Here is a 26,713-nt window from a genome sequence, read left to right as displayed (position 1 = left end):
CCTTGGTGATCCGTTTTGGGGCTGCTACGCAGCCCAACGCGGGGCAAGCCCGCTCGCCACAAAAACCGATTCCCACAACCGGCCAGCGCTCCGCAGCCATAGTGGGTGTGCTTATCGCTGATTTCGGCGCATCAGGCGGTACGCCGCAGGAATGACAAACAGCGAGAGCAACGGCGCAGTGAGCATGCCGCCGATCATCGGCGCGGCGATGCGGCTCATGACTTCGCTGCCAGTGCCGCCGCCGAGCAGAATCGGCAATAGCCCGGCGATGATGACCGCCACAGTCATGGCCTTGGGGCGCACGCGCATGACCGCGCCTTCGGTGATCGCGGCCAGCAGGTCATGGTCCTGGCGCTCGGCCCAGGCGTTTTTCAGGTACAGCAGCATGATCACGCCGAACTCCGCCGACACCCCCGCCAGCGCGATAAACCCCACCCCGGTAGCCACCGAGAGGTTGTAGCCCAGCGCATACAGCAACCACACGCCGCCGGTCAGCGCGAAGGGCAAGGTGGCGATGATCAGGAGCGCCTCGTCGACCCGCCGGAACGTCAGGTACAGCAACACGAAGATGATCAGCAGCGTGGCCGGCACCACCAGTTTCAGGCGTTGGTTGGCGCGCTCGAGGAATTCGAACTGCCCCGAGTAGCTCAGGCTCATCCCCGGCTGCAGTTGCACCTGCTGGTCGATTGCCGCACGCAGGTCCTTCACCACCGACGCCAGGTCGCGGTCACGCACGTCGATGTAGACCCAGCCCGAAGGCCGCGCGTTTTCGCTCTTGAGCATCGGCGGACCATCGTTCACCTTGACCTGCGCGACAGTGCCGAGCGTGATCTGGCTGCCCAACGGCGTGTAGATCGGCAGATTGCGCAGCGCCTCCAGCGAGTCACGCCATGCCTTCGGATAGCGCAGGCTGATCGGGAAGCGCGCCAGGCCTTCCACGGTTTCGCCGATGGTCTCGCCGCCCACTGCGCCGGACACGATCGCCTGCACATCCGCGATGTTCAGCCCATATTGCGCCGCAGCCACGCGGTCGATGTCCACGTCGATATAGCGCCCGCCGGTCAAGCGCTCAGCCAGTGCCGAACTGACGCCGGGCAGCGTTTTGGCGACCTTCTCCACCGCCTGGGTCACCGCATCGATCTGCATCAGGCTCGTACCCGCGACCTTGACGCCAATCGGGCTTTTGACCCCGGTGGCGAGCATGTCGATGCGGTTGCGGATCGGCGCAATCCAGATATTGGTCAGCCCCGGCACCTGCACCACGCGGTCCAGCTCCTTGACCAGTGCGTCCGGAGTCATGCCGGGGCGCCATTGATCCCTGGGCTTGAACTCGATGGTAGTCTCGAACATCTCCAGCGGTGCCGGGTCGGTGGCGGTTTCGGCGCGCCCGGCCTTGCCGAACACATGGGCAACCTCGGGCACACTCTTGATCAGGCGGTCGGTGCGTTGCAGCAGCTCGCCAGCGGTTTGCGTCGACAACCCCGGCAGGGCCGAGGGCATGTAGAGCAGGTCGCCTTCATCCAGCGGTGGCAGGAATTCGCCGCCAAGCCTCGACAGCGGCCACAACGCACTGGCCACCACCAGCAAAGCCACCAGCAGGGTCAGGCGCGGCCGGTGCAGCACTGCATCGAGGGCCGGTTGGTAGAGCTTGATCAGCCCGCGATTGAGCGGGTTGCGCTGTTCATCGGGAATGCGCCCGCGAATCCAGTAGCCCATCAGCACCGGGATCAAGGTCACCGACAACCCGGCCGCCGCCGCCATGGCGTAGGTCTTGGTGTAGGCCAGCGGGCCGAACAGGCGACCTTCCTGGGCTTGCAGGGTGAACACCGGGATAAACGACAACGTGATGATCAGCAGGCAGAAAAACAGCGCCGGCCCGACCTCCACGGCGGCCTCGGTCATGACCTGCCAATGCTCCTCGCCCTTGAGCACCCGCCCCGGATGGGCGTGGTGCCAGGCCTCGATCTTCTTGTGGGCGTTCTCGATCATCACCACCGCCGCATCCACCATCGCACCAATGGCAATCGCAATGCCGCCCAGGGACATGATGTTGGCGTTGATTCCCTGCACCTGCATGACGATAAAAGCGATCAATACCCCCACCGGCAGCGAGATGATCGCCACCAGCGACGAGCGCAGGTGCCAGAGGAATATCCCGCACACCAGCGCCACCACCAGGAACTCCTCCAGCAGCTTGTGGCTGAGGTTGTCCACGGCGCGGTCGATCAATTTGCTGCGGTCGTACGTGGTGACGATCTCCACGCCGGGCGGCAGGCTGCTTTTCAGTTGCTCCAGCTTGGTCTTGACGGCGGCGATGGCTGCGCGGGCATTCTTGCCGCTGCGCAGGATCACCACGCCGCCCACGGCTTCACCCTCGCCGTCCAGTTCACTGACGCCGCGGCGCAGGTCCGGGCCGAGTTGAATGCTCGCCACGTCGCCGAGGGTCACCGGTACGTTGTCGGTGCCCAGGCGCAACGGAATCGCGCGAAAATCCGCCAGGCTTTTCAGGTAGCCGGAGGCGCGCACCATGTATTCGGACTCGCCCATGTTCAGCACCGAGCCGCCGGTTTCCTGGTTGGCCTTGCCGATCGCCTCCGTGACCTGTGCCTGGGTGATGCCGCGATTGGCCAGGGCCAACGGGTCGAGCTGCACCTGGTATTGCTTGACCTGGCCGCCGATGGTCGCGACTTCCGCCACATTGGGCAGGGTCTTGAGTTCGAACTTGAGGAACCAGTCCTGCAGCGCGCGCAGTTGTGCCAGGTCGTGCCGACCGCTGCGATCCACCAGCGCGTACTGGTAGATCCACCCCACGCCGGTGGCGTCCGGGCCCAACGCGGGCTTGGCCGACGCCGGCAAGCGTGCCTGCAATTGGCTGAGATATTCCAGCACCCGCGAACGCGCCCAGTACAGGTCGGTGCCTTCGTCAAACAACACATACACGTAGCTGTCGCCAAAAAACGAAAAGCCGCGCACGGTCCTCGCACCCGGTACCGAAAGCATCGTCGTGGTCATCGGGTAGGTGACCTGGTTTTCGACGATCTGCGGCGCCTGGCCCGGGTACGGCGTGCGGATGATCACCTGCACATCCGAGAGGTCCGGCAGTGCATCCACCGGCGTGCTCTGCACCGCCCACAGGCCCCACGCGGTGACAAACAGCGTGGCGAGCAGGACCAGGAAACGGTTGGCCACCGACCAGCGAATCAACCGCGCGATCATGGCTGGCTCCCCGGTTGCAGGCTCATGTCAGAAGGGCCGGACGAGGGGGCACTTATCCCGCGCAAGCTGGCCTCGGAATCCAGCAGGAATTGGCCGGAAGCGACCACCTGCTGGCCTTCCTGCAATCCGCTGATGATAACGCTCTGGTCCTGGCTTTCTGAGCCGACCTCGACTTCGACCGGTCGATAGTGCCCGCCCTCCTCGGCCAGCATCACCAACACGCGCTTGCCGGTGCGGATCAGCGCCTCGCTCGGCACGCGCAACACCGATTGTGTGGAAGATTGCGCCAGGCGTACCTGCGCGGTCATGCCTGGGCGCAAGGCACCGTCGGGGTTGCGCAGCTCGACGCGCACCTGCACGGTACGGCTGTCTGCGGCGGTGGCTGGCAGGATCGCGCTGACGCTGCCGTTGAAGGTCTTGCCCGGCCACCCGACAAATCGACTCTGCACGGGTTGTCCCACCGCCACTCCCGCCGCCTGGGCCTGCGGCACCGCGACTTGCAGCCAGACCGGGTCCACGCCGTTGATGCGTGCCAGGGTCTGCCCGGCCGCGACCGTCATGCCTTCGCGCACGTCCAGGGTCTGCAACGCACCGGCCAACGGGCTGGTGATGGTCAACACCGATTGCACCCGGCCGCTGCGTTCCATGCGCGTGATCACGTCGGCGGGCATGCCGCTCAGGCGCAGGCGCTGGCGCGCAGCGGCCAACCAACTGGCATCACCGCTGCGGCGCACGGCCAGGAACTCCTCCTGGGCAGCCGCCCACTCGGGGATCAGCAGATCCGCCAACGGCGCGCCAGCCTGGAGCACATCACCCGGCGCGCGGGCGTAAACGCGCTCGACAAAACCCGTCGCACGCGCCTGCACCACGGCCACTTCCCGCTCGTTGAACGCGAGGATGGCGGACAGCTCCAGCGTCGGTGTGAGCACGCCCCGGCTGACCGTCGCCAGGCGCACACCGAGGTTCTGCGCCACCCGAGGGTCAATCTGCACGGCATGGTTGTCGGCGGTGCTCTCGGCATAGCGCGGCACCAGCTGCATGTCCATGAAGGGCGACTTGCCGGGCTTGTCGAATTTCTGCTGCGGGTACATCGGGTCATACCAGTACAGCGCGGCTTTATCCGGCAGGGCGGCGGCAGGTTTCTGCGCCAGCCAATAGCCCGCCCCCACGCCTGCGGCCAGCAGCACCACAGCGAGCAATCGATTAATCATTGGCGGGTTCCCCATAGGCAAAATACAACTGCGCACCCACCAGGGCACGCTGTTCGATGACATCAATCTGCTTGAAACGCGCGTCGACCAGTTCGCGACGGGCACTGACCAGCGCCATCAACTCGGTCTTGCCGGCGCGATAGCCGGCCAGGCTCAAGGCGACCTTCTCCTCGGCCAGCGGCACCAGGCTGTCTTGGCTACGCTGCACGGCGCGGTCGAGGCGCTGATAGGTGGCCAGGTCGTCGTCGAGCACCTGGGTGTGTTCGCGGGTGGCGGCTTCGCGTTCGGCATCCAGTTGGTCCAGCTCGGCCTGCCGGGCGGCAATCCCGGGGTTTTGCCGGCGGCCGGGGAAAATCGGCAGGTCGAAGCTCAATTGCAGGCTGACCATGTCGCCGTACTCGCGACCGCGATGCTGGTAATCCACCTCCCAACTCCAGTCCGAGGTCTTTTGCGCCTTGGCTTCGCGCAGCCGTGCCTCGGCCTCGCGGGTGCGCGGCGCAAAGGCTTGCAGTTCGGGGTGCTGGTGCAGGTTGTAGGGATGGGCGAGTGGCCAATTCGGCCATTGCCCGCTGGGGGCTTCGCTCGCCGCCGCACCGATCCAGCGCTTGAGGGCGGCGCGGGCCTGGGCGCGCTGTTCGGTCAACGCGTCCTCGCGCTCGGCCAGTTCAGCCGCCTCCTGGCGCGGGATGACTACATCCGAGGGCTGGCCACGGCCGCCGGCCAACTGGGCGCGGACGCTGTCCTGCAGCAGGCGATTCTGTTGGTAGAAGTCCTGGAACAAGGCGTCCTTGCGCTCCACCGCATAAGCGCGAATCCACGCCTGGGCAGTGGCCTGGCGCACATTGAGGCGCTCGACGCGCCCTTCGGCCGCCGTGCGCGCCACGGTGGCGTCGGCCAGTTCGACTCGCGCCTTGCGCTTGTCACGGCTGGGCACCTGTTGCTGGATACCGACCATTTGCTCGGTCATGTCATCGCCATACAACGTGCCGCGATCGGGCCCGCCGATGGGGAAGTTTTGTAGGCCTACGACGAGTTTCGGGTCGGGCAATTCACCGGCCGGAATCGCCGCCTGCGTCGCCGCCTGCAGCTTGGCCGACTCGGCCGCGAGCGACGGCGCGGTGGTTTGCGCCAGGCGCAGGGCGTCATCCAGGGTCAGCGCGGACGCCAACAGCGGCCACGCCAGCACGCCCACCGCCAGGGCGCGCATGTAGAGGGAATTCATGCTGAAGATTCCTGTTCTGTTCCACCGCGCGCCGGGTTATGCGGCGCACAGCAAGGCCATCCCGAAGGCGGGATGAGACTTCAGGTGCAACAGGAATCAGTAGCGGGGTGGGCGCCAGACGCCGGACGGCGTGCGGTCGGGGATAAAGTCCGAGGGGGTGCTGAAAAGCTGCGCCGACGCCAGGGTCACAGGCGCCTTGAGCAGCGGCACCGACAGTTGCAACAGGCCGCCGGTCTTGCACTCCTGGCCGGGCTTGCAGGCCTTGCCATGATCCACGCCGTCCTGGCAGCAGTCCGGGGTCATGTCGGACATCATCGGCATGTCCGCCATCTTCATCGGGCAAGGCTCGGTGCTCGACGGCACGCCCGCCATCCCGGTCAGGGGAAGCGTGAGGCTTAACAGCAGGACCAGGATCAAACGCAGAAGGCGGCTCATGGGGCGCGAGTCTAGCCAAGCGGGCGTTAAGCCGCCATTAACAATTTCGCCAACGCGCGGCCATGGAAGCGGATCTGCGCGAGGGTCAACGCGGTGTAGCCGATGATCACCGCCGGCGGCAGGCGCGCGTCTCGGCAGAACGTGCCCAGGGGCTGCAAGGTCAGGCCGACAGCGGCGGCACGGGTGCAGAAGTCTGGCTCTTCGACCCCCGCCGGCAACCACAGTACAAAGTGCAGGCCCGCCTGCTGGCCGCTGACCCTGAACTGCCCGCCCAGGCATTCCAACAGCGCATCGCGCCGCGCCTGGTAAGCCTGGCGCGACGCCCGCAGGTGACGCACGAACGCGCCGCTGCCGAGGAATTCCACCAACCCCGACTGATCGCCCGCCCCCACCGAATGCCCGGTGAGTTGCAGCGTGCGCAGCAGCGCTGGGCGCAGCGCCTTGGGCACCACCATGAAGCCCACGCGCAGGCCGGGGAACAGGTTCTTGTTGAAGCTGCCGCAGTAGATCACCCGCTCGCTGGAGTCCAGGGACTTGAGCGCGGCCAGGGGCGCGGCGTTGTAGTTGTACTCGCTGTCGTAATCGTCTTCGACCACCCACGCCTCGGCACGGGCGGCCCAGTCCAGCAGCGCCAGGCGGCGCGACACCGACAGGGTCATGCCCAGCGGGGCCTGGTGCGCCGGGGTCACATAGGCCAGGCGCGCCGTGTCGGGGAGTTGGTCGGTGTCGAGGCCTTCGGCGGTCACCGGCACCGCGTGGATATGCGCACCTGCCAGGCTGAACAGGCGGCGCGCCGGCGGGTAGCCAGGGTCCTCGACACAGGCGGTGTCGCCGGATTTGAGCAGCGTGCGGGCGATCAGGTCGAGCGCATGGCGAATGCCGGTGGTGACGATCACCTCGTCGGCCTCGCACTGCAGGCCACGGTAGCTGCGCAGGTAATCGGCGATCTGCGCGCGCAGCTGCGGCAGGCCCGCAGGGTGCGCGGCTTCAAGCACGCCGGGGCCCACAGACAGCAGCCCACGGGAAATACAGCGGGCCCAGGTTTTCAGGTCGAACAGGCTCGCGTCCGGTCGCCGCGCGACAAAAGGCACGTGGCTCTGCACGCCGGCGTCCGGCTGATCCGGCACCACGGCGCGACGCGGCGCCTGCGTCACCGTCGGCGCGGCCATGAATTGTTCGGGGATCACCGCGCAGACCCGCGTGCCGGAGCCGGCCACCCGCTGCACATAGCCTTCGCTGTGCAGGCGTTCGAATGCCGCTTCCAGGGTGCCACGCGACACCTGCCAGCGCTCGGCCAGGCTGCGCGTGGACGGCAAGCGACTGCCTGCCGGCAACTGCCGATTGAGGATCGCACCCCGCAACGCCGCGTAGGCACCTTGTTGCTTGCTGGCATCGAGGCCATCGGGACGAGGCAGGTCCAGGGCGGAAGCAGCTTTTCCTCGGCTCATAGTGGTCCACTCTTTCCAGGCATAAATGGCCCACAGGATTAAACCACAAAGCCGCTAGAGTCCGGGCTCTACTCATTGCAAAGAAGCGTGCCATGACCCAACGCGCCCTCTCCTTCAGGTTCTGGCTGGTGCTGCTCACCGTGCTGATCGGCCTGCCCCGCATCACCCTCGACATGCACCTGCCGGCCCTGCCCGCCATGGCCGACTATTTCCACACCCGCGACAGCCAGTTGCAGCTGATCCTCACCCTGTACACCCTTGGCTCGGCGATTTCCCTGCTGGTCAGCGGTCCGCTGACGGATCGCTTCGGCCACCGCCCGGTGTTGCTGGCGGGCTTGTTCACGTACGTGGTCGCCACCGTCGCGTGTGCGCTGGCCGACAGCCTCGGCGTGCTGATCATTGCCCGGTTGTTCCAGGCCTTGGGCGGGTGCTGCACCACGGTCATTGGCCGGGTGATCGTGCGCGACTACTTCGGCCGCCATGAACAGGCGCGGCTGCTGGGCCTGATCTCCATGGCCATGGCCGTCTCGCCAATGGCCGCGCCGGTGCTGGGCAGCCTGCTGTTGCCGCTGGTGAATTGGCGCGGGCTATTCGTGCTGCTCGGCCTCATCGGCGCGGTGCTGTACCTGGTGGTGTATCGCCGCCTGCCCGAAACCCGCCCGTCGGAGGTGGCCGCCGCGCCGCCGAGCAACCTGCTGCGGATTTATGCCCAACTGCTGCGCGATCGCTACTTCCTGCGCTATTCCCTGGCGATCGGCTGCGTGTACAGCACCTATTTCCCCTTCATCAGCGAGTCGTCGGCGCTGCTGCAACGTGGCTTTCACTTGACGGCGACCGCCTATGCGCTGGTGTTCGCCGCCACCATCAGTGGCTACATGCTCGGTGCCAACCTGTTCCGTCGGCTGGTGCAGCGATTCGAACCGGATCGCCTGATCAACGCGGCGATTGCCCTGAATGTGCTGGGCAGCCTGCTGCTCGCACTCGCCACCTTGGCGTTGCCACAGCAATGGCTGGCGATTGTGCTGCCGATGGTGGTGAACATGGTGTCGGTGGGGATGGTCATTCCGGCGTGCCAGCTGTCGGTGCTGCAGCCCTACGGCGAAATCGCCGGGACGGCGTCAGGCCTGTTCTTCTTTACCCAGATGTTCCTGACGGCGCTGAGCAGCTGGGTTACCGGCCTGCTGTCCAACGGCACCTCGCGGCCCCTGGTCATCATGACCGCGCTGGCGAGCGGCTTGCTGCTGACCAGTTGGCTGGCCCTGCGCACAAACAAACGTGGGAGCGGGCTTGCCGGCGAAAACGTTGTGTCAGTCAACTCATGAGTCACTGATACCGCGCATTCGCCAACAAGCCCGCTCCCACGTATTTACCGATTAAGACGGCAATCAGTGCATAAAGATCGCGATCAGGATGATCACCGGAATAGGCACACCGAGGAACCAAAGCAGTAATGAGCGCATGTTGTTCTCCTTGAATTAACGAACGAAGTGTTCAGTTTCGACATACACCACCGCATCCCGGCGACGACCGCCGAAGGTTGCAGCGAAGCTGGCGAAAAACGCACCGATCAGCAGGGCCACGAACATCCACAGCGACGTCCAGGCAGCGACTTTGGCGGCGGTGTCAGCGGCTTGCTTGGCTTTGAGCTTGGCGTCTTCGAGGGCTTTACGGGCGTCACCGTAGACCTTGTCGATGCGCGCCTCGGCGTCAGCCTGGCTGAGGTTGGTGCGCTGGCTGATCAACTGGGCCAGGTAGGCACGGTCTTCAGGAGCCAGTTGGCCGTCGTTGCTCAGGGTGCGGGCAAAGATGCGCGCAACCACGCCGTGGACCGCGTCATCACTGACGGCGGCTGGGCGGTCGTCCCGGAACAGGCTGTCGACGTAGTAGCCAAAGTCCTGGCCGTTGGCACCTTTGGCCGCACTGCCGGCAGCCTGGGTGACACCGCTGGCAGCACTGGACGCCACACTGGCACCTGCTTGCACGCCACCGCTGACCACGCTGCTGACCGAGCCGACCACCAGGGTCGCGGTAATCAACGTGGCCACGGCCCAGGCCAGGAAGCCATGGGCGGTGTCGCGAAAGTACACCTCATCGCCGTGCATATTGGCCCATTTCACGCGCAACCGGCCGGCGATGTAACCGCCCAGTCCGGACGCGACGATCTGGGTAAACGCCAGCCAGATAATGGTGGAAATGCCAAGCCCCTTGGCGCTGATGCCGCTATCGGCCCACGGCGACACCGCCGAAAAGCCCAGGCCGAAACCCAGCAGTACCAGAATCAGTGACAGTGCAGCCGCGGCTGCGGCCCCGGCAAAAATCGCCCCCCAGGAAACCCCGGAGAGTGCGCTCGACTCTTGCAGCGTGGATGAGGATGTGATCATTGTTGTTTTGCTCCCGGCAGGAAAAATAGTGTTACAACTCTCAAAAGGGACAGTGCAGGCAGCGTGCCAGTCGCTCGAAAATTTAAAATCCTTATATTTCAACAAGTTAACTAAATTGAACTAATTTGAACCATGCAACTTGCAAGAAATGACCGAACAAGGCGGGCGTTATGCAATCCCAGGCTGAACACTCACCTGTAGGCGCCGGCTTGCCAGCGATAGCGCGATTCCCGGCGCCAGCAGCGCTGACGGACGCCCCCCTATCGCCAGCAAGCCGGCGCCTGCCGGATCGCATGCCAAGTGATGAAATTTTTGTCAGTTTTGCCAACATGACGTTTTATTTAGGAAGCGTTCAGCCATTTATTGGCAAAATGCTCCCACTTCTGTAGGCGCCGGCTTGCCGGCGATTGCGGTTTTCCTGTGTGAAAGGTAATCCCATGACCCGTATTTTGACCATCGAGGATGACGCCGTAACGGCCCGCGAGATCGTCGCCGAGCTGAGTAGCCATGGACTGGACGTAGATTGGGTGGACAACGGCCGCGAAGGCCTGGTCCGTGCCGTGAGCGGTGATTACGATCTGATCACCCTCGACCGCATGCTGCCCGAACTCGATGGCCTGGCCATCGTCACCACCCTGCGCACCATCGGCGTGTCCACGCCGATCCTGATGATCAGCGCCCTCTCCGACGTCGACGAGCGCGTGCGCGGCCTGCGCGCCGGCGGCGATGACTACCTGACCAAGCCTTTCGCCTCGGATGAAATGGCCGCCCGCGTCGAAGTGCTGCTGCGGCGTAAAAGCACGGTCAAGGAATTCGAGACCGCCCTGCGCGTGGCCGACCTGGAACTCAACCTGATCAGCCGCGAAGCCAGCCGTGCCGAACAGCCGCTGAGCCTGCTGCCGACCGAATACAAACTGCTCGAATTCCTGATGCGCAACACCGGGCAGATCCTGTCGCGGATGATGATCTTCGAGGAAGTCTGGGGGTATCACTTCGACCCGGGCACCAACCTGATCGATGTGCACATCGGTCGCCTGCGCAAGAAAATCGATCCACCGGGCCTCACGCCGCTGATCCGCACGGTACGAGGTTCCGGTTATGTCATTGCTGAACCCCTCTAAGGGCTGGCGTTCCTCCAGCAGCCGCCTGCTGGCGCTGTACAGCTCGTTGTTCGTGGCTTGGAGCTGCATCCTCATGGGGGTGCTGTACTACGAAGTGTCGGGTTACCTGGGTGATCTGTCGCGCCATTCGCTGATGCAGCGCCAACATTTGTTCCAGCGTTTCGACGGCGAGGAACTGGTGGAAGCCCTGACCACCAGCATGACCTTCGACATGAAGGGCGTGGACGCCTACGGCCTGTTCGACGAGCAGTTTCGCCCCTTGAGCGGGCCGATCCGCGCGATTCCGCCCGACTTGCCGCTGGACGGCAAGATCCACGCCCTGGCCAACTGCGTCGATTCCGACGACCCCAAACTGCCCAAGGACAGCTGCGACGCCGTGGCCACCCACACCGACGACGGCCGCTGGCTGGTGCTGGTGCGGGCCAACGGCTCGTTGTTTGGCGTGACGCGGATCATCTGGCACGCGCTGTTGTGGGCGCTGTCGCTGACGATCATTCCCGGCGCCGCTGGCTGGCATTTGCTGCGCCGCCGCCCGTTGCGCCGGATCCGTGGGATCCAGGCCAGCGCCGAAGCCATCGTCGCCGGCGACCTCACTCACCGCCTGCCGCTGTCCAACCGTCGTGATGAGCTGGACATGCTCGCGGCCATCGTCAACGCCATGCTCGACCGCATCGAGAAGCTGATGAACGAAGTCAAGGGCGTGTGCGACAACATCGCCCACGACTTGCGCACGCCGCTGACCCGCCTGCGGGCGCAGCTCTACCGCATCCGCCAGGAAGCGGAGGCCGACTCGCACTACGCGGTAAAACTCGACGATGCGATTACCGAGACTGACACCCTGATGGCACGCTTTCGCGGGCTGCTGCGGATCTCGGAATTGGAGGACCATCAGCGCCGCTCAGGCTTCCTGGTGATGGACCCGCTGCCACTGCTGCGCGAACTGCATGACTTCTACCTGCCCCTGGCGGAAGAAGGCGAATTGCAGCTGCGCCTTGAAGTCCCCGAGTCCTTGCCGTGGATCACCGGCGATCGCGCACTGTTGTTTGAAGCGTTGGCCAACCTGCTGAGCAACTCGATCAAGTTTTCCCCACCGGGTGGCGAGGTGATCCTGCGGGGTCTCAACGATGCCGGCAGCACGCGCATCGAAGTCCACGACTCCGGCCCGGGCATCCCGGCCGCCGAACGTGATGCGGTGTTCCAGCGCTTCTACCGCGTGGATGAAGGCGACCAGCAAGGCGGGTTTGGCTTGGGCTTGTCGATTGTGGCGGCGATCATCAACCTGCACGGGTTCAAGCTCGAAGTCGGCAGCAGCGAGCAAGGCGGCGCCCGCCTGATTCTCGAATGCCGCCAGCAACTGATGCCGGAAGCCTGAGTACTCCCCCGGGTCAATAAATGTGGGAGCGGGCTTGCTCGCGAAAGCGGTCTGTCAGTCACCAACAGTATCGACTGATCCACCGCATTCGCGAGCAAGCCCGCTCCCACATTGGAATGGTGTTGCCTGGCTGATCGAGTCAGGCCGGGAAATTGGCCCGCAGCGCTTCAAGCCCGCCGCTGTACACCCCGGCAAACAGCTCTTCCACCGCCGCGTCCGTGGTCCCCGCCGCCGGCGTGAACACGCCGGACCAGGTCACTTTCGCCGACGATTCGCCGAGCGCCTCGACCTGCAAGGTCGCGAGGTAAGCACTCACCGGAAACGGCGATTGCTCAATGGTGTAGCTGTAAGTGCGCCCGACGTTATCGAAGGCCTGCAGGCGCTCGACCACCACGCCGCCGTCGGCAGTCTGCAGGTGCCGCACGCGGCCGCCATCGCTGGGCTCGCTCTTGACGATGAACGGCAGCCAGTCCGGCAGGCTGTTGAAGCCGCCCACCAATTGCCAGACCTGATCGGCCGACACCGGAATTTCAATCACAGAAGACGCTGTTGCCACGATAAATACTCCAGAAGGTAAAAAATTCAGATCGCCATGCTATCGACGACACCACCATCGACCCGCAACGCGGCACCGGTGGTCGCGGAGGACAGGGGTGAAGCAATGTACGCCACCAGGTTCGCCACTTCATCCACATTCGCTGCGCGCTGGATGATCGAGGTGGGTCGCGCGTTTCGCACAAACACATCGGCCTCGTCCCGTGCGCTGCGCCCGGACTTCGCGGTGGCGTCCTTGAGCATCTGCTCCAGGCCGTCGGTGAAAGTCGGGCCCGGCAGCACCGCGTTGACGGTCACCCCAGTGCCGGCCAGGCGCTTGGCCAGGCCGTGGGACACGGCCAGGTTGGCGCTCTTGGTCACACCGTAGTTGATCATGTCCGCCGGCGTTGCCACCCCGGATTCCGAGGACAGGAAAATCACCCGCCCCCAGCCCTGCTCGACCATGCCCGGCACGTAGTGCCGCGCCAGGCGCACACCGGAGATCACGTTGACCTCGTAGAAGCGTGTCCATTCGCTGTCCGGCGCTTCGAAGAAGTCCACATCGTTGAAGATGCCCAGGTTGTTGACCAGGATGTCGGCACGCGGTTCGGCGGCGAACAGTGTGTCGGCGCCTTCAGCGGTGCCCAGGTCCGCCACCAGCCCGCGCAGGTTGGCGCCGGGCACCGCCTGGCGAATGCTCGCCAGTGCGTCATCGACCTTGCCCGCTTCGCGCCCGATCACCACCACGGTGGCGCCGGACGCTGCCAGGGCCTGGCTGATACCCAGGCCAATGCCTGCCGTGCTGCCGCTGACGATGGCTACTTTGCCGCTTACATCAATCTTCATGCTTGAATCCTCGTATTAGAGCGGCAGTGGTGCGCGGTCCGACACCAAGTGGGCATCGCGCAGGGCCTGCCAGAAGGCTGCAGGAATCTTCTCTGACAACGCCGCGACGTCTTCGGCAATCCGCCCCGGACGACTGGCGCCCGGAATGACCGCCGCCACGGCAGGATGCGCCAGGGAGAACTGCAGCGCCGCCGCCTTCACGCTCACGCCAAAGGCCTGGGCAATCGCCTTGAACTGCTCGACCTTGTGGATGATCGCCGGGCTCGCTGGCTGGTATTCGAAGTGCGCGCCCCCGGCGAGGATCCCCGAGCTGTACGGGCCACCGACGACGATTTCGACCTGCTGCGCCAGGGCGGCGTCCATCAAGCGCTGCAGGGCGCGGTCGTGGTCCAGCAAGGTGTAGCGGCCGGCCAGCAGGAAACCGTCGGGTTGGGCTTCGGCAAGGTCCAGGGTCAGCTCGCAAGGCTCGACGCGATTCACGCCCAGGCCCCAGGCCTTGATCACGCCCTCTTCACGCAGGCGGGTCAGCACCTTGAAGGCGCCGGTGCGGGCCTGGTTGAAGTAGTCCAGCCACTGGTCGCCGTAGAAGTCCTGGGCGATGTCGTGAATCCAGACGATATCCAGGCGATCGGTCTGCAGGCGGTTCAGGCTGTCTTCGATGGAGCGCAAGGTGGCATCGGCGCTGTAGTCGTTGACCATCTTGTTCGGGCGACCGTGTTCGAACACGCCGCTTTTTTCACCGAGATCACGCGCGCTTTCTTCGACTTCGTCGAGGATCAGGCGACCGACCTTGGTGCTGAGCACGAAGTCGTCGCGACGGTATTGCGACAGGGCCTGGCCCAGGCGGATTTCCGACAGACCCGAACCGTAGAACGGCGCGGTATCGAAGTAGCGCACGCCCTGGTTCCAGGCGGCCTCGACGGTGGCCTGCGCTTCTTCCTCAGGAATGGCGCGGAACATGTTGCCCAGCGGGGCCGTGCCAAAGCCCAGTTGGCCGGGCAATTTGTCTTTCAAGCTCATGGTGGATCCTCAATCGGGTTCAGGGTCGCTGTGACCGTTGAGCAGATCGTAGATTGCCTAGATCGGACCGTCCAAGACATACTGCGACCAACTTGAGTCCCAAGAGGTCTTACATGATTGATCTACGCCAGTTGCGCTACTTCGAAGTGGTCGCTGAAGAAGAACACGTTGGCCGCGCCGCCGAGCGCCTGCATATCTCGCAGTCGCCGTTGAGCCGGCAGATTGCCCAGCTCGAAGAACGCCTGGGCCTGACCCTGTTCGAACGCAGCCAGCAACGCATCCGTCTGACCCGCGACGGGCAGACTTTTCTCGCCGAGACCAAGGCCCTGCTGACCCACGCCAATCGCCTCGAATCCCTGGGCAAGCGCCTCGGCCGTGGTGAAGAAGGTGGCCTGTGCATCGGCTACATCGAGAACGCCATGCACGCTGGCGTGCTGCCGAATGCCTTGCGCATCCTGCGCGACGACCGGCCCACCGTGCACATCAAGCTGTACAACCTGCCCTCCCTCGAACAACTCGAAGGCCTGCGCCAGCGCAGCCTGGACATCGCCCTGGTGGCGGAACCACCGGCGGCCGATGACCCGGACCTGACTGCCCTGCAAGTGCTGGACGACCCGATGCTCCTGGCCCTGCCCGAGCATCACCCGCTGGCCAGGCAGACTGAACTGCTGCCCGAGCACCTGGCCGATCAGGAGTGGATTGGCGTGCAGCGCAAACCCGGCGCCAACCCCGCCGATGACTTTGTCGCCGCCTGCATCCGCGCCGGTTTCACCCCGCAGATTCCCATGGAAGCCAGCGAGCCGTTCACCGCCTTGGGCCTGGTCGCCTCCGGGTTGGGGGTGGCGATGGTGCAAAAAGGCCTGAGCCGCAATGCACCGCCGGGCGTGGTGTTGCGCGAACTGCCCTGGCTGACCTACACCACGCCACTGTGGGCGGCGTGGCACCGGATCAACCTGCGCCCGCTGGTGGAAACGTTCCGCAAGGTACTCACCGAACCCACGGGCGAATAGGACTCCAACCGTCAACACCTTCAGCCACGACGCCAAACCTGAGCCCTGCATACATGCAAAATGTGGGAGCGGGCTTGCTCGCGAAGGGTTGGTCCAGCCAATACATGCGGTGACTGACAGACCGTATTCGCGAGCAAGCCCGCTCCCACATTTGGAGGGCGGCGTCGGCTAGATCCATTCCTTCAGGCGATACCACAGCATCCCCAACGCCAGCAGTGGCGAACGCAAGGCCTTGCCGCCGGGGAAGGTCATGTGCGGCACCTGGCTGAAGATATCCAGCCCCTTGCTGTGGCCGGCGTGGATACCTTCGGCCAGCAGCCGTGCGCACCAGTGAGTGACGTTGAGCCCATGCCCGGAATAGCCCTGGGCATAGAACACATTCGGGTACTGCTGCAAGCGCCCGACCTGGGGAAAACGATTGGCCGTGATGCCGATCTTGCCGCCCCACTGAAACTCGATGGCCGTGTTGGCCAGTTGCGGGAATACCTTGAGCATTTTCGGCTGCATATAGGCGGCAATGTCCGCTGGGTCGCGTCCGGAATAGTGACAGGCGCCGCCGAACAGCAGGCGGCGGTCGGCGGACAACCGGTAGTAATCCAGGCCGACTTTCTGGTCGCACAGCGCCAGGTTCTGCGGGATCAACTGGTTGGTCATGTCCTCCGACAACGGCTCGGTGGCGATGATGTAGCTGCCCGCCGGCAGTACCTTGCCGCTCAGGCGCGGCTCCAATTCGTCCAGGTGCGCATTGCACGCCAGCACCAGGTTGGCGGCGCGCACGGTGCCGCCGGCACAGCGCACCTGCACCGTGTCGCCGTGGAGCAGTTCCAGCACTTCAGTGTGCTCGAAAATCCGCACGCCGAGGGACTCGGCCACATGCGCCTCGCCCAGCACCAGGTTCAACGGGTGCAAATGCCCGGAGCCCATGTCCACCAGGCCCCCGGCATACAGCGTTGAGCCGACCACTTGCTGCATATCCCCAGGGCCGACCAGGCGTGTTTCATGGGTATATCCCAGCGCTGCCAGGTGCGCCTGTTCGCCCTTGAACGCGGCGAACTGTGCCGGCGTATTCGCCAACTCACAAAAGCCCCAGCGCAGGTCGCAGTCGATGCCGTGCGTGCGAATCCGCTCGCCGACCAACGCCACCGACTCGATGCCCGCGCGCTCCAGGTAACGCACGCCCTCCTCGCCCACGTACTTGGCAAACCCCGAGACGTCATGACCAATCCCGCGAATCAACTGCCCGCCGTTACGCCCGCTGGCGCCCCAGCCAATGCGCCGGGCCTCCAGCAGGATCACCGAGAGCCCGCGCTGGGCCAACTCGATGGCGGTGTTGACGCCGGTGAAACCGCCGCCGATCACACACACATCGGCCGTCAGGTCGGCGCCCAGCGACGGGCGCGCCGGCAGGGTGTTGGCCGAGGCGCGGTAGTAGGAACGGGCGTGGTCACTGGATGGGATCATTTATTGGTCTTCACTTTGCTCCAGGCGCGGGTCATCAGGCGCATGGTCGCCGGGGTCGGCGTGGTGGAAATGTAGAGTTTGTCGAGCACTTCCTGGGACGGGTACACCTCAGGGTTGTTCACCAGTTCCGGGTCCATGAACGCCTTGGCCGCGGGGTTGGCGTTGGCATAGCCGACCGAGGCACTGACCTTGGCGATCACTTCGGGGTCGAGCAGATAGTTGATGAAGGCATGGGCCTCTTTTGGGTTGCTGGCATCGGCGGGAATCGCCAGCAGGTCGAACCACAGGTTGGAACCTTCCTTGGGAATCGAGTAGGCAATGTTCACGCCGTTCTTGGCTTCCTTGGCGCGGTTGGCGGCCTGGAAGACGTCGCCGGAGTAACCGAAGGCCACGCAAATATCGCCGTTGGCCAGATCCGAGATGTACTTGGAGGAATGGAAGTAGGTGATGTAGGGACGCAGCGTCAGCAACTTGGCTTCAGCTTCCTGATAGTCCTTGGGATTCTCGCTGCGTGGGTCCTTGCCCATGTAGTTGAGGATTGCCGGGAACAGCTCATCTGCCGAGTCGAGGAACGCCACGCCGCACTGGTTGAGCTTCTTGATGTTCTCTGGCTCGAACAGCACCGCCCACGAATCGATATGGTCGATACCGAGCACTTGCTTGACCTTGTCGACGTTGTAGCCGATGCCATTGGTGCCCCACAGGTACGGCACCGAGTGCGCATTGCCCGGGTCGTTTTTCTCCAGCAGCTTGAGCAGCTTGGGGTCGAGGTTCTTGAAGTTGGGCAGCTGCGCACGGTCGAGCTTGAGGAACGCGCCGGCCTTCACCTGGCGTGCCAGGAAGTGGTTGGACGGCACCACCACGTCATAGCCGGTGCGCCCCGCGAGCAACTTGCCCTCCAGGGTTTCGTTGGAGTCGAACACGTCGTAGATCACCTTGATCCCGGTCTTGGCCTGGAAATCGGCCAAGGTGGTCTCGCCGATGTAGTCGGTCCAGTTGTAGACGCTCACCGTCGGCGCGGCCTGGCTGGCACTGCTGAACGCGGCCACCAGGGCCAGCGGGAGAAGCTTTTTCACGAGACGCATATCGACACCCCTTTTTTTGGTTTTTTTAGACGCTCAGCAACAGGAACTCACGTTCCCAGGAACTGATCACCCGCTTGAAATTCTCGTGCTCGGCGCGCTTGACCGCGACGTAGCCGCGCACAAACTTTTCGCCCAGGTACTGCTTGACCGTGTCGCAATCCTCCATGCGCGCCAGGGCGTCTTCGAGGGTGAACGGCAAGCGCAGGTTGCGGCGCTCATAGGCACGGCCTTCGACCGGCGCACTGGGTTCGATCTGCTCGATCATGCCCAGGTAGCCACACAGCAGACTAGCCGCAATCGCCAGGTAAGGATTGGCATCGGCGCCCGGCAGGCGGTTTTCCACGCGCATCGCGTCGGGGCTCGAGGTCGGCACGCGCAGGCCGACGGTGCGGTTCTCTTCACCCCATTCCACGTTGACCGGCGCCGAGGTGTCCGGCAGGAAGCGGCGGAACGAATTGACGTTCGGCGCGAACATCGGCAACAGCTTGGGGATGTATTTCTGCAGGCCGCCGATATGGTGCAGGAACAGCTGGCTCATGCTGCCGTCGGCGTCGACAAACACCGGCTTGCCGGTGGCGATGTCGACCACGCTCTGGTGCAGGTGCATGGCGCTGCCCGGCTCGTCGGCCACTGGCTTGGCCATGAAGGTCGCGGCCACGTTGTGCTTGAGTGCGGCTTCGCGCAGGGTGCGCTTGAATACGGTGATCTGGTCGGCGAGGTCGAGGGCGTCGCCGTGGCGGAAGTTGATTTCCATCTGCGCCGGGCCGTCTTCGTGGATCAGCGTATCGAGGTCCAGGCCCTGTGCTTCGCACCAGTCATAGACGTCTTCGAACAGCGGGTCGAACTCGTTGGCGGCGTCGATGGAAAATGACTGGCGCCCGGTTTCGGCGCGACCGGAACGGCCAATCGGGGTCTTCAATGGCAGGTCCGGGTCCTCGCAGCGCTGGGTCAGGTAGAACTCCATTTCCGGCGCCACGATCGGCTGCCAGCCCTGGTCGGTGTAGAGCTGCAGGACCTTTTTCAACACGTTGCGCGGCGACAACTCGATAGGATTGCCCTGCTTGTCGAAGGTGTCGTGGATCACGATCGCGGTGGGTTCGATGGCCCAGGGCACCACGTAAGTGGCGTTGGATACCGGGCGGCAGATCATGTCGATGTCGGCCGGGTCGAGCAGGTCGTAGTAGATATCGTCGTCGACAAAGTCCCCGGTTACCGTTTGCAGCAACACACTTTCCGGCAGGCGCATGCCTCGCTCATGCAGGAACTTGTTGGTGGGTGCAATCTTGCCGCGGGCGATGCCAGTCAAATCACTGATCACGCATTCGACTTCGGTAATCTTGTGTTCTTTCAGCCAGGCGGACAGCTGATCGAAGGGGGCGTTCATAAGGACCTCGTCATGGGTTGGGTGCATGCGCCGGCTTGTACTCCTGGCGCATTGAGGTCTATCTTGGGCCAGCCTTCACAGGCCATCTATCCACTTTGCACGAACCACAACGCACCAATAGAGTGCGCACGGATCACCCATGACACAGGCAACAGCTTTGCGCGTACAGGCCTTCACCACCGGTGATGTGGCCGCTCAATGCAGTGCGACACCCGGCTGGGTGCAGCAGTACCAGCAGATGTCCCCGGGGCATTTTGCCGGGCAGATCCGCTACCTCGACCTGCAGGGCGTCGAGGTCTACGAAGAGTGCATGAACACCCGCGTGGAGCAGCACTTCAACGCGCCACCGGGCTCGCTGGCGTTCTGTTTCGATGGCAGCGACAACGCGCTGTACATGCTCAATGGCGAGAGCCGCAACACCTGGATCACCCCGGAAAACTACCGTGAAGTGGCGGTGGTGTTCGGCCCGCAGTTCGTGCAGCGCCATGGCCTGGACGTGGCGAAACTCGAAGGCTTGTTCATGGCGCCGCTGACCTGCCAGCAGAATGCGCTGTTCACCCGCTGGCTCAGTGGCACGCTCACGCGCCTGGCCACGGTGATCGACCCGATCAGCCGCGATGCCCTGACCCAGCAATTGCTCGACGATTGCCTGTTTATTCTCGACAACGCCTGCGTGTGCCTGGACCGCAGCTCGTTGCAGCGGCGCAGCGAAGAACGCCGGTTGATGGCACGCATTGGCGAGTGGGCGGCGGATGCGCCGGATGAGACCATCAACCTGCTGGAGCTGGCCCAGATTGCCGGCGTGCCGCTGCGTCAGCTGCAGCAGGGCTTCAAGACCTACACCGGGATGAGCCCGGCGCAGTGGTTGCGGTTGCGTCGGTTGAATGGTGCGCGGCGCGAACTGTTGAGCTCAGCGGGTTCCACCGTCGCGGAGGTAGCGATGAACTGGTCGTTCTGGCACCTGGGGCGGTTTTCCAACAGTTATCGGGCGTTGTTCAAGGAACTGCCCAGCGAAACCCTCAAGCGTCATGGTTGATACACGGTTAACCCCGTGGGAGCGGGCTTGCTCGCGAAAGCGCTGTGTCAGGCAATCAATGTCTGACTGAGCCACGGTATTCGCGAGCAAGCCCGCCCCCACATTTGATTGCTATCAGGCTTGAGATTTGAGGAACAGACTCAGCAACTGATTCACCTGCTCCGCCGCCTCCAACTGCACCATATGCCCCTGCCCCGGCACAATCTCCACCTGGGCCTGCAACCCCTCGGCATGGCTGGCCGGGATGATTGCATCGTCACTGCCCCAGATCACCAGGCTCGGCTGGCGACCCACCACGCTGCGCAAATCCCGTTGCTGCCGCCCCCCATCAAACAGCTGCGCATTCAGTTGTCGCAGGGCCTGGTCCACGCCTTCCAGTCGCTTGAACTTGAGCATGTCCTCGAGCATTTGCCGCGTCACCAGCGCCGGGTCGCTGAACAGTTGCACCAGCTGCGGCTTGAGCGCGTTGCGGTTGTTGGCCTCGGTGAACCCTTGCAGGTAATCGCCGTTGATGTCCGCCCCCAGGCCGGCGCTGGCGATCAGGCTGAGTGAGGCAACACGCGCGGGGGCCTGGTCGGCAATCGTCAGCGCAACCAGCCCGCCCATGGAGTGGCCGGCCAGGTGCACGCGGTCGAGCCCGAGGTGATCGAGCAAGGCCAACACGGCCTGGCTCAACTCGTCGGCATCGCCGTTGTGCAGGTGTTTGCCCGACTCGCCATGCCCCGGCAAATCCAGCGCGATCACGCGCCGCTCGGCCGCCAACGCCGGTTGGTTGAACAGCCAGTTGTTCAAGTCGCCGCCAAAGCCATGCACCAGCACCAGCGGCGTGCCGCCTTCACCCAGGTCGAGGTAACGCAGCAAACGCCCGCCAACCTCGACCTTCTGCGCACTCGGTCCCGACGCTTCGGCTTCGGCGTTGCTTGAGACGAACCCCGCATTGAAACGCGCCACCACCGCATCGATCTCCTCTTCGGTGGCTTCGCCCTCCACCACAATCGCCAGCAGCGCGCCCACCGGCAGGGTCTCGTCACTCAGCGCCAGCACCCGGCGCAGCACACCACTGAACGGCGCCTCGACACTGCTGGAGATTTTGTCGGTCTCCACATCCAGCACTTCCTCGCCCTTCTCCACCCGGTCGCCCGGTTGTTTGAGCCAGACATCGAGGCGGCCTTCGGTCATCGACAGGCCCCATTTGGGCATGGTCAAGGTATGGATCATGCGGCATTCCTCTTGTCGGCGATCTTCAGCACGGCAGCCTCGATCTTCGCCGCGTTGGGGATGTACAGGTCTTCCAGTGCATCGGAAAACGGCACCGGCGTGTGCGGCGCGGTGACCATCTCGATCGGCGCGCGCAGGAACGAGAACCCCTGCTGGGCCACCAGTGCGCTGATGTCGGTGGCGATGGAGCAACGTGGGTTGGACTCGTCGATCACCACCAGGCGCCCGGTTTTCTCCACGCTTTCAAGGATGCTGTCTTCGTCCAGCGGGCTGGTGGTGCGCAGGTCCAGCACTTCGCAGTCAATCCCCTGGCGGGCCAGGTTGGCGGCGGCTTCGAGGGCGACATGCACCATGCGCCCGTAAGTCACCAGGGTCACGTCGCGGCCTTCGCGGACAAAGTTGGCCTCGCCGAACGGCACCGTGTACAGCTCTTCCGGCACCTCGCCCTGCAGGCTGTAGAGCAGTTTGTGCTCAAGGAAAATCACCGGGTCGTTGTCGCGGATAGCCTGGATCAGCATGCCCTTGGCGTCATACGGCGTGGCCGGGCACACCACCTTGAGGCCGGGGATGTGCGTCCACATCGAGGTGAGCATCTGCGAGTGCTGGGCCGCAGCGCGCAGGCCGGCGCCGTACATGGCGCGCACCACCAGCGGCGTGGTGGTCTTGCCGCCAAACATGTAGCGGAACTTGGCGGCCTGGTTGAGCAACTGGTCGAGGCAGCAGCCGATAAAGTCGACGAACATCAACTCGCACACCGGGCGCATCCCTCGGGTCGCGGCGCCGACGGCCATGCCCACGTAGCCGACTTCGGACAACGGCGCATCGAGGACCCGCTCGGGAAATTCGGGGTACAGGCCCTTGGTGACCCCCAGCACACCGCCCCAGGCGTCCTGCTCGCCCGGTGAGCCGGTACCGCCGGAGACGTCCTGGCCGATGATGAACACGCTCTGGTCGCGGCGCATTTCCTGGGCCAGGGCTTCGTTGATTGCGTGCTGATAGCTGATTTTGCGAGCCATGAAATTCTCTCCGAGTATTGTTGTTATTAGCGGTAGGCGACGTACACGTCACTCAACAGATCGGCGGCCTGGGGCTTGGGATCGGACTTGGCCAGGCGCACGGCGTCTTCGATCAACTGTGCGACCTCGCCGTCGATACGCTCGAACTGCGCGGCATCGAGCCAGCCTTCGGCGCTGCACCGCTGGCGGAACAACGCCAGGCAATCGTGGGATTCGCGCAGGTTCTTCACTTCATCCGGGCCGCGATAGGTTTGCGCATCGCCCTCGAAGTGGCCGTAGAAACGGCTCAGCTTGACCTCCACCAGCGTCGGCCCCTCGCCCTTGCGTGCCCGCTCCACCGCGACGCCAAGCGCCGCATGCACGGCGAAGAAATCATTGCCATCGACAATCAGCCCCGGCATGCCAAAGCCCACGGCGCGCTCGGCAATGTCCTTGCACGCCACCGACCAGCCGGACCCGGTGGCCTCGGCATAGCCGTTGTTCTCGGCGACGAACAGACACGGCAGTTTCATGATCGCGGCCAGGTTCATGGCCTCGAAGACCGCGCCTTCGTTGGAGCCACCGTCGCCAAAAAACGCCACGGCCACGCCTTGGCTACCCTTGAGCTTGGAGGCCAGCGCCGCGCCTGCGGCCAGCGGTGCACCGGCGCCGACAATGCCGTTGGCGCCGAGCATGCCCTTCTCCTGGTCGGCGATGTGCATGGAGCCGCCCTTGCCGCCGCACACGCCGGTTTTCTTGCCGTAGATCTCGGCCATCATGCCGAACACATCCACGCCCTTGGCGATGCAATGGCCGTGGCCACGGTGGTTGGAGGCGATGCAATCTTCATCGTTGAGGTGGGCCATGACCCCGGCAGCGCTGGCTTCCTGGCCGGCGTACAGGTGCACGAAACCGGGGATCTCGCCGGTGGCGAATTCCACGTGCAAGCGCTCTTCGAAATCACGGATGGTGCGCATCACGGTGTAGGCATGCAGCAATTGATCGGTGGACAGGTGAGTGGACATCTTGTTGTTCTCCAGGTTGTCTCGACACACAAAAGGCTGGCGTCGGCCAGCTGCAAGCGGTTCAGCACAGCCTGTGCCAAGGCGCGAAAAAACCTGGCAAAGCCTTGATCCAGAGCAGTGCCGTGCGGTTGTACCGGGGCGCGATGCCTGCGCAGAATGAGACGCGCCATTGCAGCCTGCAGGCTGCGTCTCAGGCCTGGTGAGACGCTGCGTCTCACGCCCGGCTGTTGGTCAGGCCGCCCTTGTCCGCCTGCGCCCATAGGCGCTTAATGGCCGGCATAACAACAAAGATCGAGAACCGGAGGCCTTATGCTCGCCGCGAACTCCAGAGAGCACGTCGACTGCGTCAGTCGCGTGGTCCGCAATGCCGATCGCCTGCCCCAGGCGCCGGTGCCGTCGCTGATTTTCGACTCCTGGCGCCGCTCCATGGAGCAACATCACCTGGACCCCGGCTCCCTGCAGGGGCCGCGCATCCTCAGCGAACCCCTGCTCAAGGAATGCCGTGAGCGCGCCGAACTGTTCATGCGCATCGCCGGCGAAGCCGTCGGGCAACTGCACCACCGCGTGCGCCACGCCGACTACTGCGTGATGCTCACCGACGCCCAGGGCCAAACCATCGACCACCGCGTGGACACCGCCATTCGCAGCGACTGCCGCAAGGCCGGCCTGTACCTGGGCACGTGCTGGTCGGAAGCCGAAGAAGGCACCTGCGGCGTGGCCACGGTGCTGACCAGCAAGGCGGCGGTCACGGTGCACAAGCGCGATCACTTTCGCGCGGCCTTCATCGACCTGACCTGCTCGGCCGCACCGATGTTCGACCCGCAGGGCAACCTGCTGGGGGTGCTGGATGCCTCGGCGCTCAAGTCCCCGGATGACCGGCGCAGCCAGCACCTGGTGCGGCAGATGGTGGCGCAGAGCGCGCAGGCCATCGAAAACGCCTTCTTCATGCACAGCGCTCGCCAGCACTGGGTGCTGCAGGCCCACAGCACGCCGGGCTATGTCGACAGCCAGCCCGACCTGCTGCTGGCCTGGGACCAGGACGGTCGCCTGCAGGCCCTGAACAGCAAGGCACGCCTGGCGCTGCGTCGGCGCTTTGGCCAGGTGCCGGAGCATATCGGCGAGGTATTCGACCTGGATGCCCTGCGTGCAGTCACTGATCAATCGTCCCAGCACCTGCAATGGCTGGGCGAACCCGGCGTGCTGCACGTGCGCGTCAACACGCCGCGTCGCACGCCCGCGCGCGCGGTTGCGATCACCCAGGTCGACCCGCGTGTGGATGAACACCTGCGCCTGGCGGTGCGGGTCAAGGACCGTAACCTGCCGGTGCTGGTGCAAGGTGAGACCGGTGCCGGCAAGGAAGTCTTCGCGCGCCAATTGCATGAGCGCAGCGCCCGGCGCGAGGGGCCGTTCGTGGCGGTTAACTGCGCGGCGATCCCGGAAAACCTGATCGAAAGCGAGCTGTTCGGCTATGTCGCCGGGGCGTTTACCGGCGCATCCAGCAAGGGCATGCCGGGGCTGTTGGTGCAGGCCGATGGCGGCACGCTGTTCCTCGATGAAATCGGCGACATGCCGCTGGCCCTGCAGACGCGCCTGCTGCGGGTGATGGCCGAAGGTGAAGTGGCGCCCCTGGGTGCGGCGAAAACCCGTGCAGTGGATATCCAGGTGATCTGCGCCAGCCACCGCGACCTGGCGGCACTGGTGAGTGAAGGACGCTTTCGCGAAGACCTGTACTTTCGCCTCGGCTGCGCGCGTTTCTGCCTGCCGCCGCTGCGCGAACGCACCGACAAACTGGCCCTGATCAATCGGCTGCTGGAACAGGAGGCCCGCCACAGTGGCATCGCGGCTGGCATCAGCCAGGCGGCGCTGGAAATGCTGTTGGGCTACGCCTGGCCGGGCAATGTGCGGCAACTGCGGCACGTGCTGGCGTATGCCTGTGCGGTGTGCGAAGGCGGCATCCTGCAACTGGCGGATTTGCCGGTGGAAGTGCGTGGGGAACAGGTTGCGCTGCAGGCACAGGTTCAGCTGAGCCCGGAGCGCCAGGTGGTGCTGGATGCGCTGATCCGACATCGCTGGAAGCCATCGCCGACGGCGCAGGCGCTGGGGATTTCACGGGCGACGCTGTACCGTCGCGTCAACCAACTGGGCATCGATATGCCTGGTAAACAGTGAACCTGTGGGAGCGAGCCCGCACAGTGGAATTGTGGCAGGCAAAGAATCAGTCCAGCCCTTCCAAAAACTGTGGGAACTGAGCCAGGCATAGTATCAGTCCAGCCACAAATCAGTGTGGGAGCTGGCTTGCCTGCGATGGCGGTGGATCAGCCACATTATGGTTGACTGACACTGCGCTTTCGCGGGCAAGCCCGCTCCCACAGTGGAACTGTGTCAGGCACAGGAATCAGGCTACCCCCTCCAAAATCTGTGGGAACTGCGCCAGGCACAAGATTCAGTCCAGTCCCTCCAAAACTGTGGGAACTGAGCCAGGCACAGGATTCAGTCCAACCGCAAATCAGTGTGGGAGCTGGCTTGCCTGCGAAGGCGGTGGGTCAGCTGCATCATGGTTGACTGATACACCGCTTTCGCGAGCAAGCCCGCTCCCACAGTGGAACTGTGTCAGACACAGGAATCAGGCTACCCCCTCCAAAATCTGTGGGAACTGCGCCAGGCACAAGATTCAGTCCAGTCCCTCCAAAACT

21 protein-coding genes are annotated in these 26,713 nt (G+C 64.2%); 6 read left to right on the top strand and 15 right to left on the bottom strand.

Going from position 1 to position 26,713, the window contains the following annotated elements:
- Positions 1-111 precede the first annotated feature (111 nt).
- The 5 genes from AC07SI_RS16335 to pdxR form a co-directional block, all read right to left on the bottom strand.
- Positions 112-3,216 (bottom strand): efflux RND transporter permease subunit, encoded by a 3,105-nt coding sequence (locus tag AC07SI_RS16335; RefSeq protein WP_495006092.1) that lies wholly within the window; start codon positions 3,214-3,216, stop codon positions 112-114.
- Positions 3,213-4,427: an efflux RND transporter periplasmic adaptor subunit gene (locus AC07SI_RS16330; RefSeq protein ID WP_495006091.1), complete on the bottom strand. Its 1,215-nt coding sequence runs from the start codon at positions 4,425-4,427 to the stop codon at positions 3,213-3,215. Before AC07SI_RS16330 ends, AC07SI_RS16335 begins: the two co-directional genes overlap by 4 nt.
- Positions 4,420-5,649: a TolC family protein gene (locus AC07SI_RS16325; protein ID WP_495006090.1), complete on the bottom strand. Its 1,230-nt coding sequence runs from the start codon at positions 5,647-5,649 to the stop codon at positions 4,420-4,422. The genes AC07SI_RS16330 and AC07SI_RS16325 overlap by 8 nt, the downstream gene beginning before the upstream one ends.
- Before the next feature lie 96 nt (positions 5,650-5,745).
- The gene (locus AC07SI_RS16320; protein WP_495006089.1) at positions 5,746-6,084 is read right to left on the bottom strand and encodes a hypothetical protein; all 339 of its coding nucleotides are present in this window, start codon (positions 6,082-6,084) and stop codon (positions 5,746-5,748) included.
- Between the two features lie 26 nt (positions 6,085-6,110).
- Positions 6,111-7,532 carry a MocR-like pyridoxine biosynthesis transcription factor PdxR gene (gene pdxR, locus AC07SI_RS16315; RefSeq protein WP_495006088.1) on the bottom strand — a complete coding sequence of 474 codons (1,422 nt, stop codon included), beginning with the start codon at positions 7,530-7,532 and terminating at the stop codon, positions 6,111-6,113.
- A gap of 92 nt (positions 7,533-7,624) precedes the next feature.
- Here pdxR and AC07SI_RS16310 point away from each other — a divergent pair, with 92 nt between their 5' ends.
- A complete protein-coding gene (locus AC07SI_RS16310) occupies positions 7,625-8,854 on the top strand; it encodes a multidrug effflux MFS transporter (protein WP_495006087.1) in 1,230 nt (409 codons plus the stop codon).
- 153 nt (positions 8,855-9,007) lie between these two features.
- Here AC07SI_RS16310 and AC07SI_RS16305 read toward each other — a convergent pair whose 3' ends face one another.
- Positions 9,008-9,913, bottom strand: a complete 906-nt coding sequence (locus AC07SI_RS16305) for a hypothetical protein (RefSeq protein WP_495006086.1) — start codon at positions 9,911-9,913, stop codon at positions 9,008-9,010.
- A gap of 437 nt (positions 9,914-10,350) precedes the next feature.
- Here AC07SI_RS16305 and AC07SI_RS16300 point away from each other — a divergent pair, with 437 nt between their 5' ends.
- Together AC07SI_RS16300 and AC07SI_RS16295 are read left to right on the top strand one after the other, a co-directional pair.
- Complete coding sequence (locus AC07SI_RS16300; RefSeq protein WP_003219726.1) at positions 10,351-11,034, top strand: response regulator transcription factor; 684 nt, start codon at positions 10,351-10,353, stop codon at positions 11,032-11,034.
- Entirely contained in the window at positions 11,012-12,406 is a 1,395-nt protein-coding gene (locus AC07SI_RS16295) for a sensor histidine kinase (RefSeq protein ID WP_065906264.1), read from the top strand. The genes AC07SI_RS16300 and AC07SI_RS16295 overlap by 23 nt, the downstream gene beginning before the upstream one ends.
- 139 nt (positions 12,407-12,545) lie before the next feature.
- Here AC07SI_RS16295 and AC07SI_RS16290 read toward each other — a convergent pair whose 3' ends face one another.
- From AC07SI_RS16290 to AC07SI_RS16280, 3 genes are read right to left on the bottom strand one after another with little or no spacing between them, the layout of a single operon-like run.
- Positions 12,546-12,962, bottom strand: a complete 417-nt coding sequence (locus AC07SI_RS16290; RefSeq protein WP_065906262.1) for an SRPBCC family protein — start codon at positions 12,960-12,962, stop codon at positions 12,546-12,548.
- A gap of 26 nt (positions 12,963-12,988) precedes the next feature.
- Positions 12,989-13,786, bottom strand: a complete 798-nt coding sequence (locus AC07SI_RS16285) for an SDR family NAD(P)-dependent oxidoreductase (RefSeq protein ID WP_120448318.1) — start codon at positions 13,784-13,786, stop codon at positions 12,989-12,991.
- A gap of 15 nt (positions 13,787-13,801) precedes the next feature.
- Positions 13,802-14,806 (bottom strand): aldo/keto reductase, encoded by a 1,005-nt coding sequence (locus AC07SI_RS16280; protein WP_495006085.1) that lies wholly within the window; start codon positions 14,804-14,806, stop codon positions 13,802-13,804.
- Positions 14,807-14,919: 113 nt separating this feature from the next.
- On the opposite strand from AC07SI_RS16280, the gene AC07SI_RS16275 reads away from it, so the two are divergent.
- Positions 14,920-15,816 (top strand): LysR substrate-binding domain-containing protein, encoded by an 897-nt coding sequence (locus tag AC07SI_RS16275; RefSeq protein WP_065906259.1) that lies wholly within the window; start codon positions 14,920-14,922, stop codon positions 15,814-15,816.
- Between the two features lie 168 nt (positions 15,817-15,984).
- On the opposite strand, the gene AC07SI_RS16270 is transcribed toward AC07SI_RS16275, so the two are convergent.
- From AC07SI_RS16270 to AC07SI_RS16260, 3 genes are read right to left on the bottom strand one after another with little or no spacing between them, the layout of a single operon-like run.
- The gene (locus tag AC07SI_RS16270) at positions 15,985-17,277 is read right to left on the bottom strand and encodes an NAD(P)/FAD-dependent oxidoreductase (protein ID WP_495006084.1); all 1,293 of its coding nucleotides are present in this window, start codon (positions 17,275-17,277) and stop codon (positions 15,985-15,987) included.
- On the bottom strand, positions 17,274-18,362 hold the full coding sequence (locus tag AC07SI_RS16265; RefSeq protein WP_065906256.1) for a polyamine ABC transporter substrate-binding protein: 1,089 nt from the start codon (positions 18,360-18,362) through the stop codon (positions 17,274-17,276). The genes AC07SI_RS16270 and AC07SI_RS16265 overlap by 4 nt, the downstream gene beginning before the upstream one ends.
- Before the next feature lie 25 nt (positions 18,363-18,387).
- Entirely contained in the window at positions 18,388-19,746 is a 1,359-nt protein-coding gene (locus AC07SI_RS16260; RefSeq protein WP_065906254.1) for a glutamine synthetase family protein, read from the bottom strand.
- Between the two features lie 139 nt (positions 19,747-19,885).
- Here AC07SI_RS16260 and AC07SI_RS16255 point away from each other — a divergent pair, with 139 nt between their 5' ends.
- Positions 19,886-20,782, top strand: a complete 897-nt coding sequence (locus tag AC07SI_RS16255; RefSeq protein WP_120448314.1) for a helix-turn-helix domain-containing protein — start codon at positions 19,886-19,888, stop codon at positions 20,780-20,782.
- Between the two features lie 114 nt (positions 20,783-20,896).
- On the opposite strand, the gene AC07SI_RS16250 is transcribed toward AC07SI_RS16255, so the two are convergent.
- From AC07SI_RS16250 to AC07SI_RS16240, 3 genes are read right to left on the bottom strand one after another with little or no spacing between them, the layout of a single operon-like run.
- A complete protein-coding gene (locus AC07SI_RS16250) occupies positions 20,897-22,000 on the bottom strand; it encodes an acetoin dehydrogenase dihydrolipoyllysine-residue acetyltransferase subunit (RefSeq protein ID WP_495006083.1) in 1,104 nt (367 codons plus the stop codon).
- The gene (locus AC07SI_RS16245; RefSeq protein ID WP_495006082.1) at positions 21,997-23,016 is read right to left on the bottom strand and encodes an alpha-ketoacid dehydrogenase subunit beta; all 1,020 of its coding nucleotides are present in this window, start codon (positions 23,014-23,016) and stop codon (positions 21,997-21,999) included. The genes AC07SI_RS16250 and AC07SI_RS16245 overlap by 4 nt, the downstream gene beginning before the upstream one ends.
- A gap of 26 nt (positions 23,017-23,042) precedes the next feature.
- Positions 23,043-24,020, bottom strand: coding sequence for a thiamine pyrophosphate-dependent dehydrogenase E1 component subunit alpha (locus AC07SI_RS16240; protein ID WP_495006081.1), 978 nt, complete (start codon positions 24,018-24,020; stop codon positions 23,043-23,045).
- Between the two features lie 309 nt (positions 24,021-24,329).
- On the opposite strand from AC07SI_RS16240, the gene AC07SI_RS16235 reads away from it, so the two are divergent.
- Entirely contained in the window at positions 24,330-26,189 is a 1,860-nt protein-coding gene (locus AC07SI_RS16235; protein ID WP_495006080.1) for a sigma-54-dependent Fis family transcriptional regulator, read from the top strand.
- Positions 26,190-26,713 lie beyond the last annotated feature (524 nt).

The sequence above is a fragment of the Pseudomonas sp. GW821-FHT05D12 genome, from assembly GCF_059419825.1.
Note: the sequence above shows the minus strand (reverse complement) of the source record. Positions and strands in the feature narration are given on the sequence as shown.

Excerpts from the sequence above, each read along its gene's own strand:
- AC07SI_RS16335 (WP_495006092.1), bottom strand. The coding sequence starts at position 3,216 with ATGATCGCGCGGTTGATTCGCTGGTCGGTGGCCAACCGTTTCCTGGTC.
- AC07SI_RS16330 (WP_495006091.1), bottom strand. The coding sequence starts at position 4,427 with ATGATTAATCGATTGCTCGCTGTGGTGCTGCTGGCCGCAGGCGTGGGG.
- AC07SI_RS16325 (WP_495006090.1), bottom strand. The coding sequence starts at position 5,649 with ATGAATTCCCTCTACATGCGCGCCCTGGCGGTGGGCGTGCTGGCGTGG.
- AC07SI_RS16320 (WP_495006089.1), bottom strand. The coding sequence starts at position 6,084 with ATGAGCCGCCTTCTGCGTTTGATCCTGGTCCTGCTGTTAAGCCTCACG.
- pdxR (WP_495006088.1), bottom strand. The coding sequence starts at position 7,532 with ATGAGCCGAGGAAAAGCTGCTTCCGCCCTGGACCTGCCTCGTCCCGAT.
- AC07SI_RS16310 (WP_495006087.1), top strand. The coding sequence starts at position 7,625 with ATGACCCAACGCGCCCTCTCCTTCAGGTTCTGGCTGGTGCTGCTCACC.
- AC07SI_RS16305 (WP_495006086.1), bottom strand. The coding sequence starts at position 9,913 with ATGATCACATCCTCATCCACGCTGCAAGAGTCGAGCGCACTCTCCGGG.
- AC07SI_RS16300 (WP_003219726.1), top strand. The coding sequence starts at position 10,351 with ATGACCCGTATTTTGACCATCGAGGATGACGCCGTAACGGCCCGCGAG.
- AC07SI_RS16295 (WP_065906264.1), top strand. The coding sequence starts at position 11,012 with ATGTCATTGCTGAACCCCTCTAAGGGCTGGCGTTCCTCCAGCAGCCGC.
- AC07SI_RS16285 (WP_120448318.1), bottom strand. The coding sequence starts at position 13,786 with ATGAAGATTGATGTAAGCGGCAAAGTAGCCATCGTCAGCGGCAGCACG.
- AC07SI_RS16280 (WP_495006085.1), bottom strand. The coding sequence starts at position 14,806 with ATGAGCTTGAAAGACAAATTGCCCGGCCAACTGGGCTTTGGCACGGCC.
- AC07SI_RS16275 (WP_065906259.1), top strand. The coding sequence starts at position 14,920 with ATGATTGATCTACGCCAGTTGCGCTACTTCGAAGTGGTCGCTGAAGAA.
- AC07SI_RS16270 (WP_495006084.1), bottom strand. The coding sequence starts at position 17,277 with ATGATCCCATCCAGTGACCACGCCCGTTCCTACTACCGCGCCTCGGCC.
- AC07SI_RS16265 (WP_065906256.1), bottom strand. The coding sequence starts at position 18,362 with ATGCGTCTCGTGAAAAAGCTTCTCCCGCTGGCCCTGGTGGCCGCGTTC.
- AC07SI_RS16260 (WP_065906254.1), bottom strand. The coding sequence starts at position 19,746 with ATGAACGCCCCCTTCGATCAGCTGTCCGCCTGGCTGAAAGAACACAAG.
- AC07SI_RS16255 (WP_120448314.1), top strand. The coding sequence starts at position 19,886 with ATGACACAGGCAACAGCTTTGCGCGTACAGGCCTTCACCACCGGTGAT.
- AC07SI_RS16250 (WP_495006083.1), bottom strand. The coding sequence starts at position 22,000 with ATGATCCATACCTTGACCATGCCCAAATGGGGCCTGTCGATGACCGAA.
- AC07SI_RS16245 (WP_495006082.1), bottom strand. The coding sequence starts at position 23,016 with ATGGCTCGCAAAATCAGCTATCAGCACGCAATCAACGAAGCCCTGGCC.
- AC07SI_RS16240 (WP_495006081.1), bottom strand. The coding sequence starts at position 24,020 with ATGTCCACTCACCTGTCCACCGATCAATTGCTGCATGCCTACACCGTG.
- AC07SI_RS16235 (WP_495006080.1), top strand. The coding sequence starts at position 24,330 with ATGCTCGCCGCGAACTCCAGAGAGCACGTCGACTGCGTCAGTCGCGTG.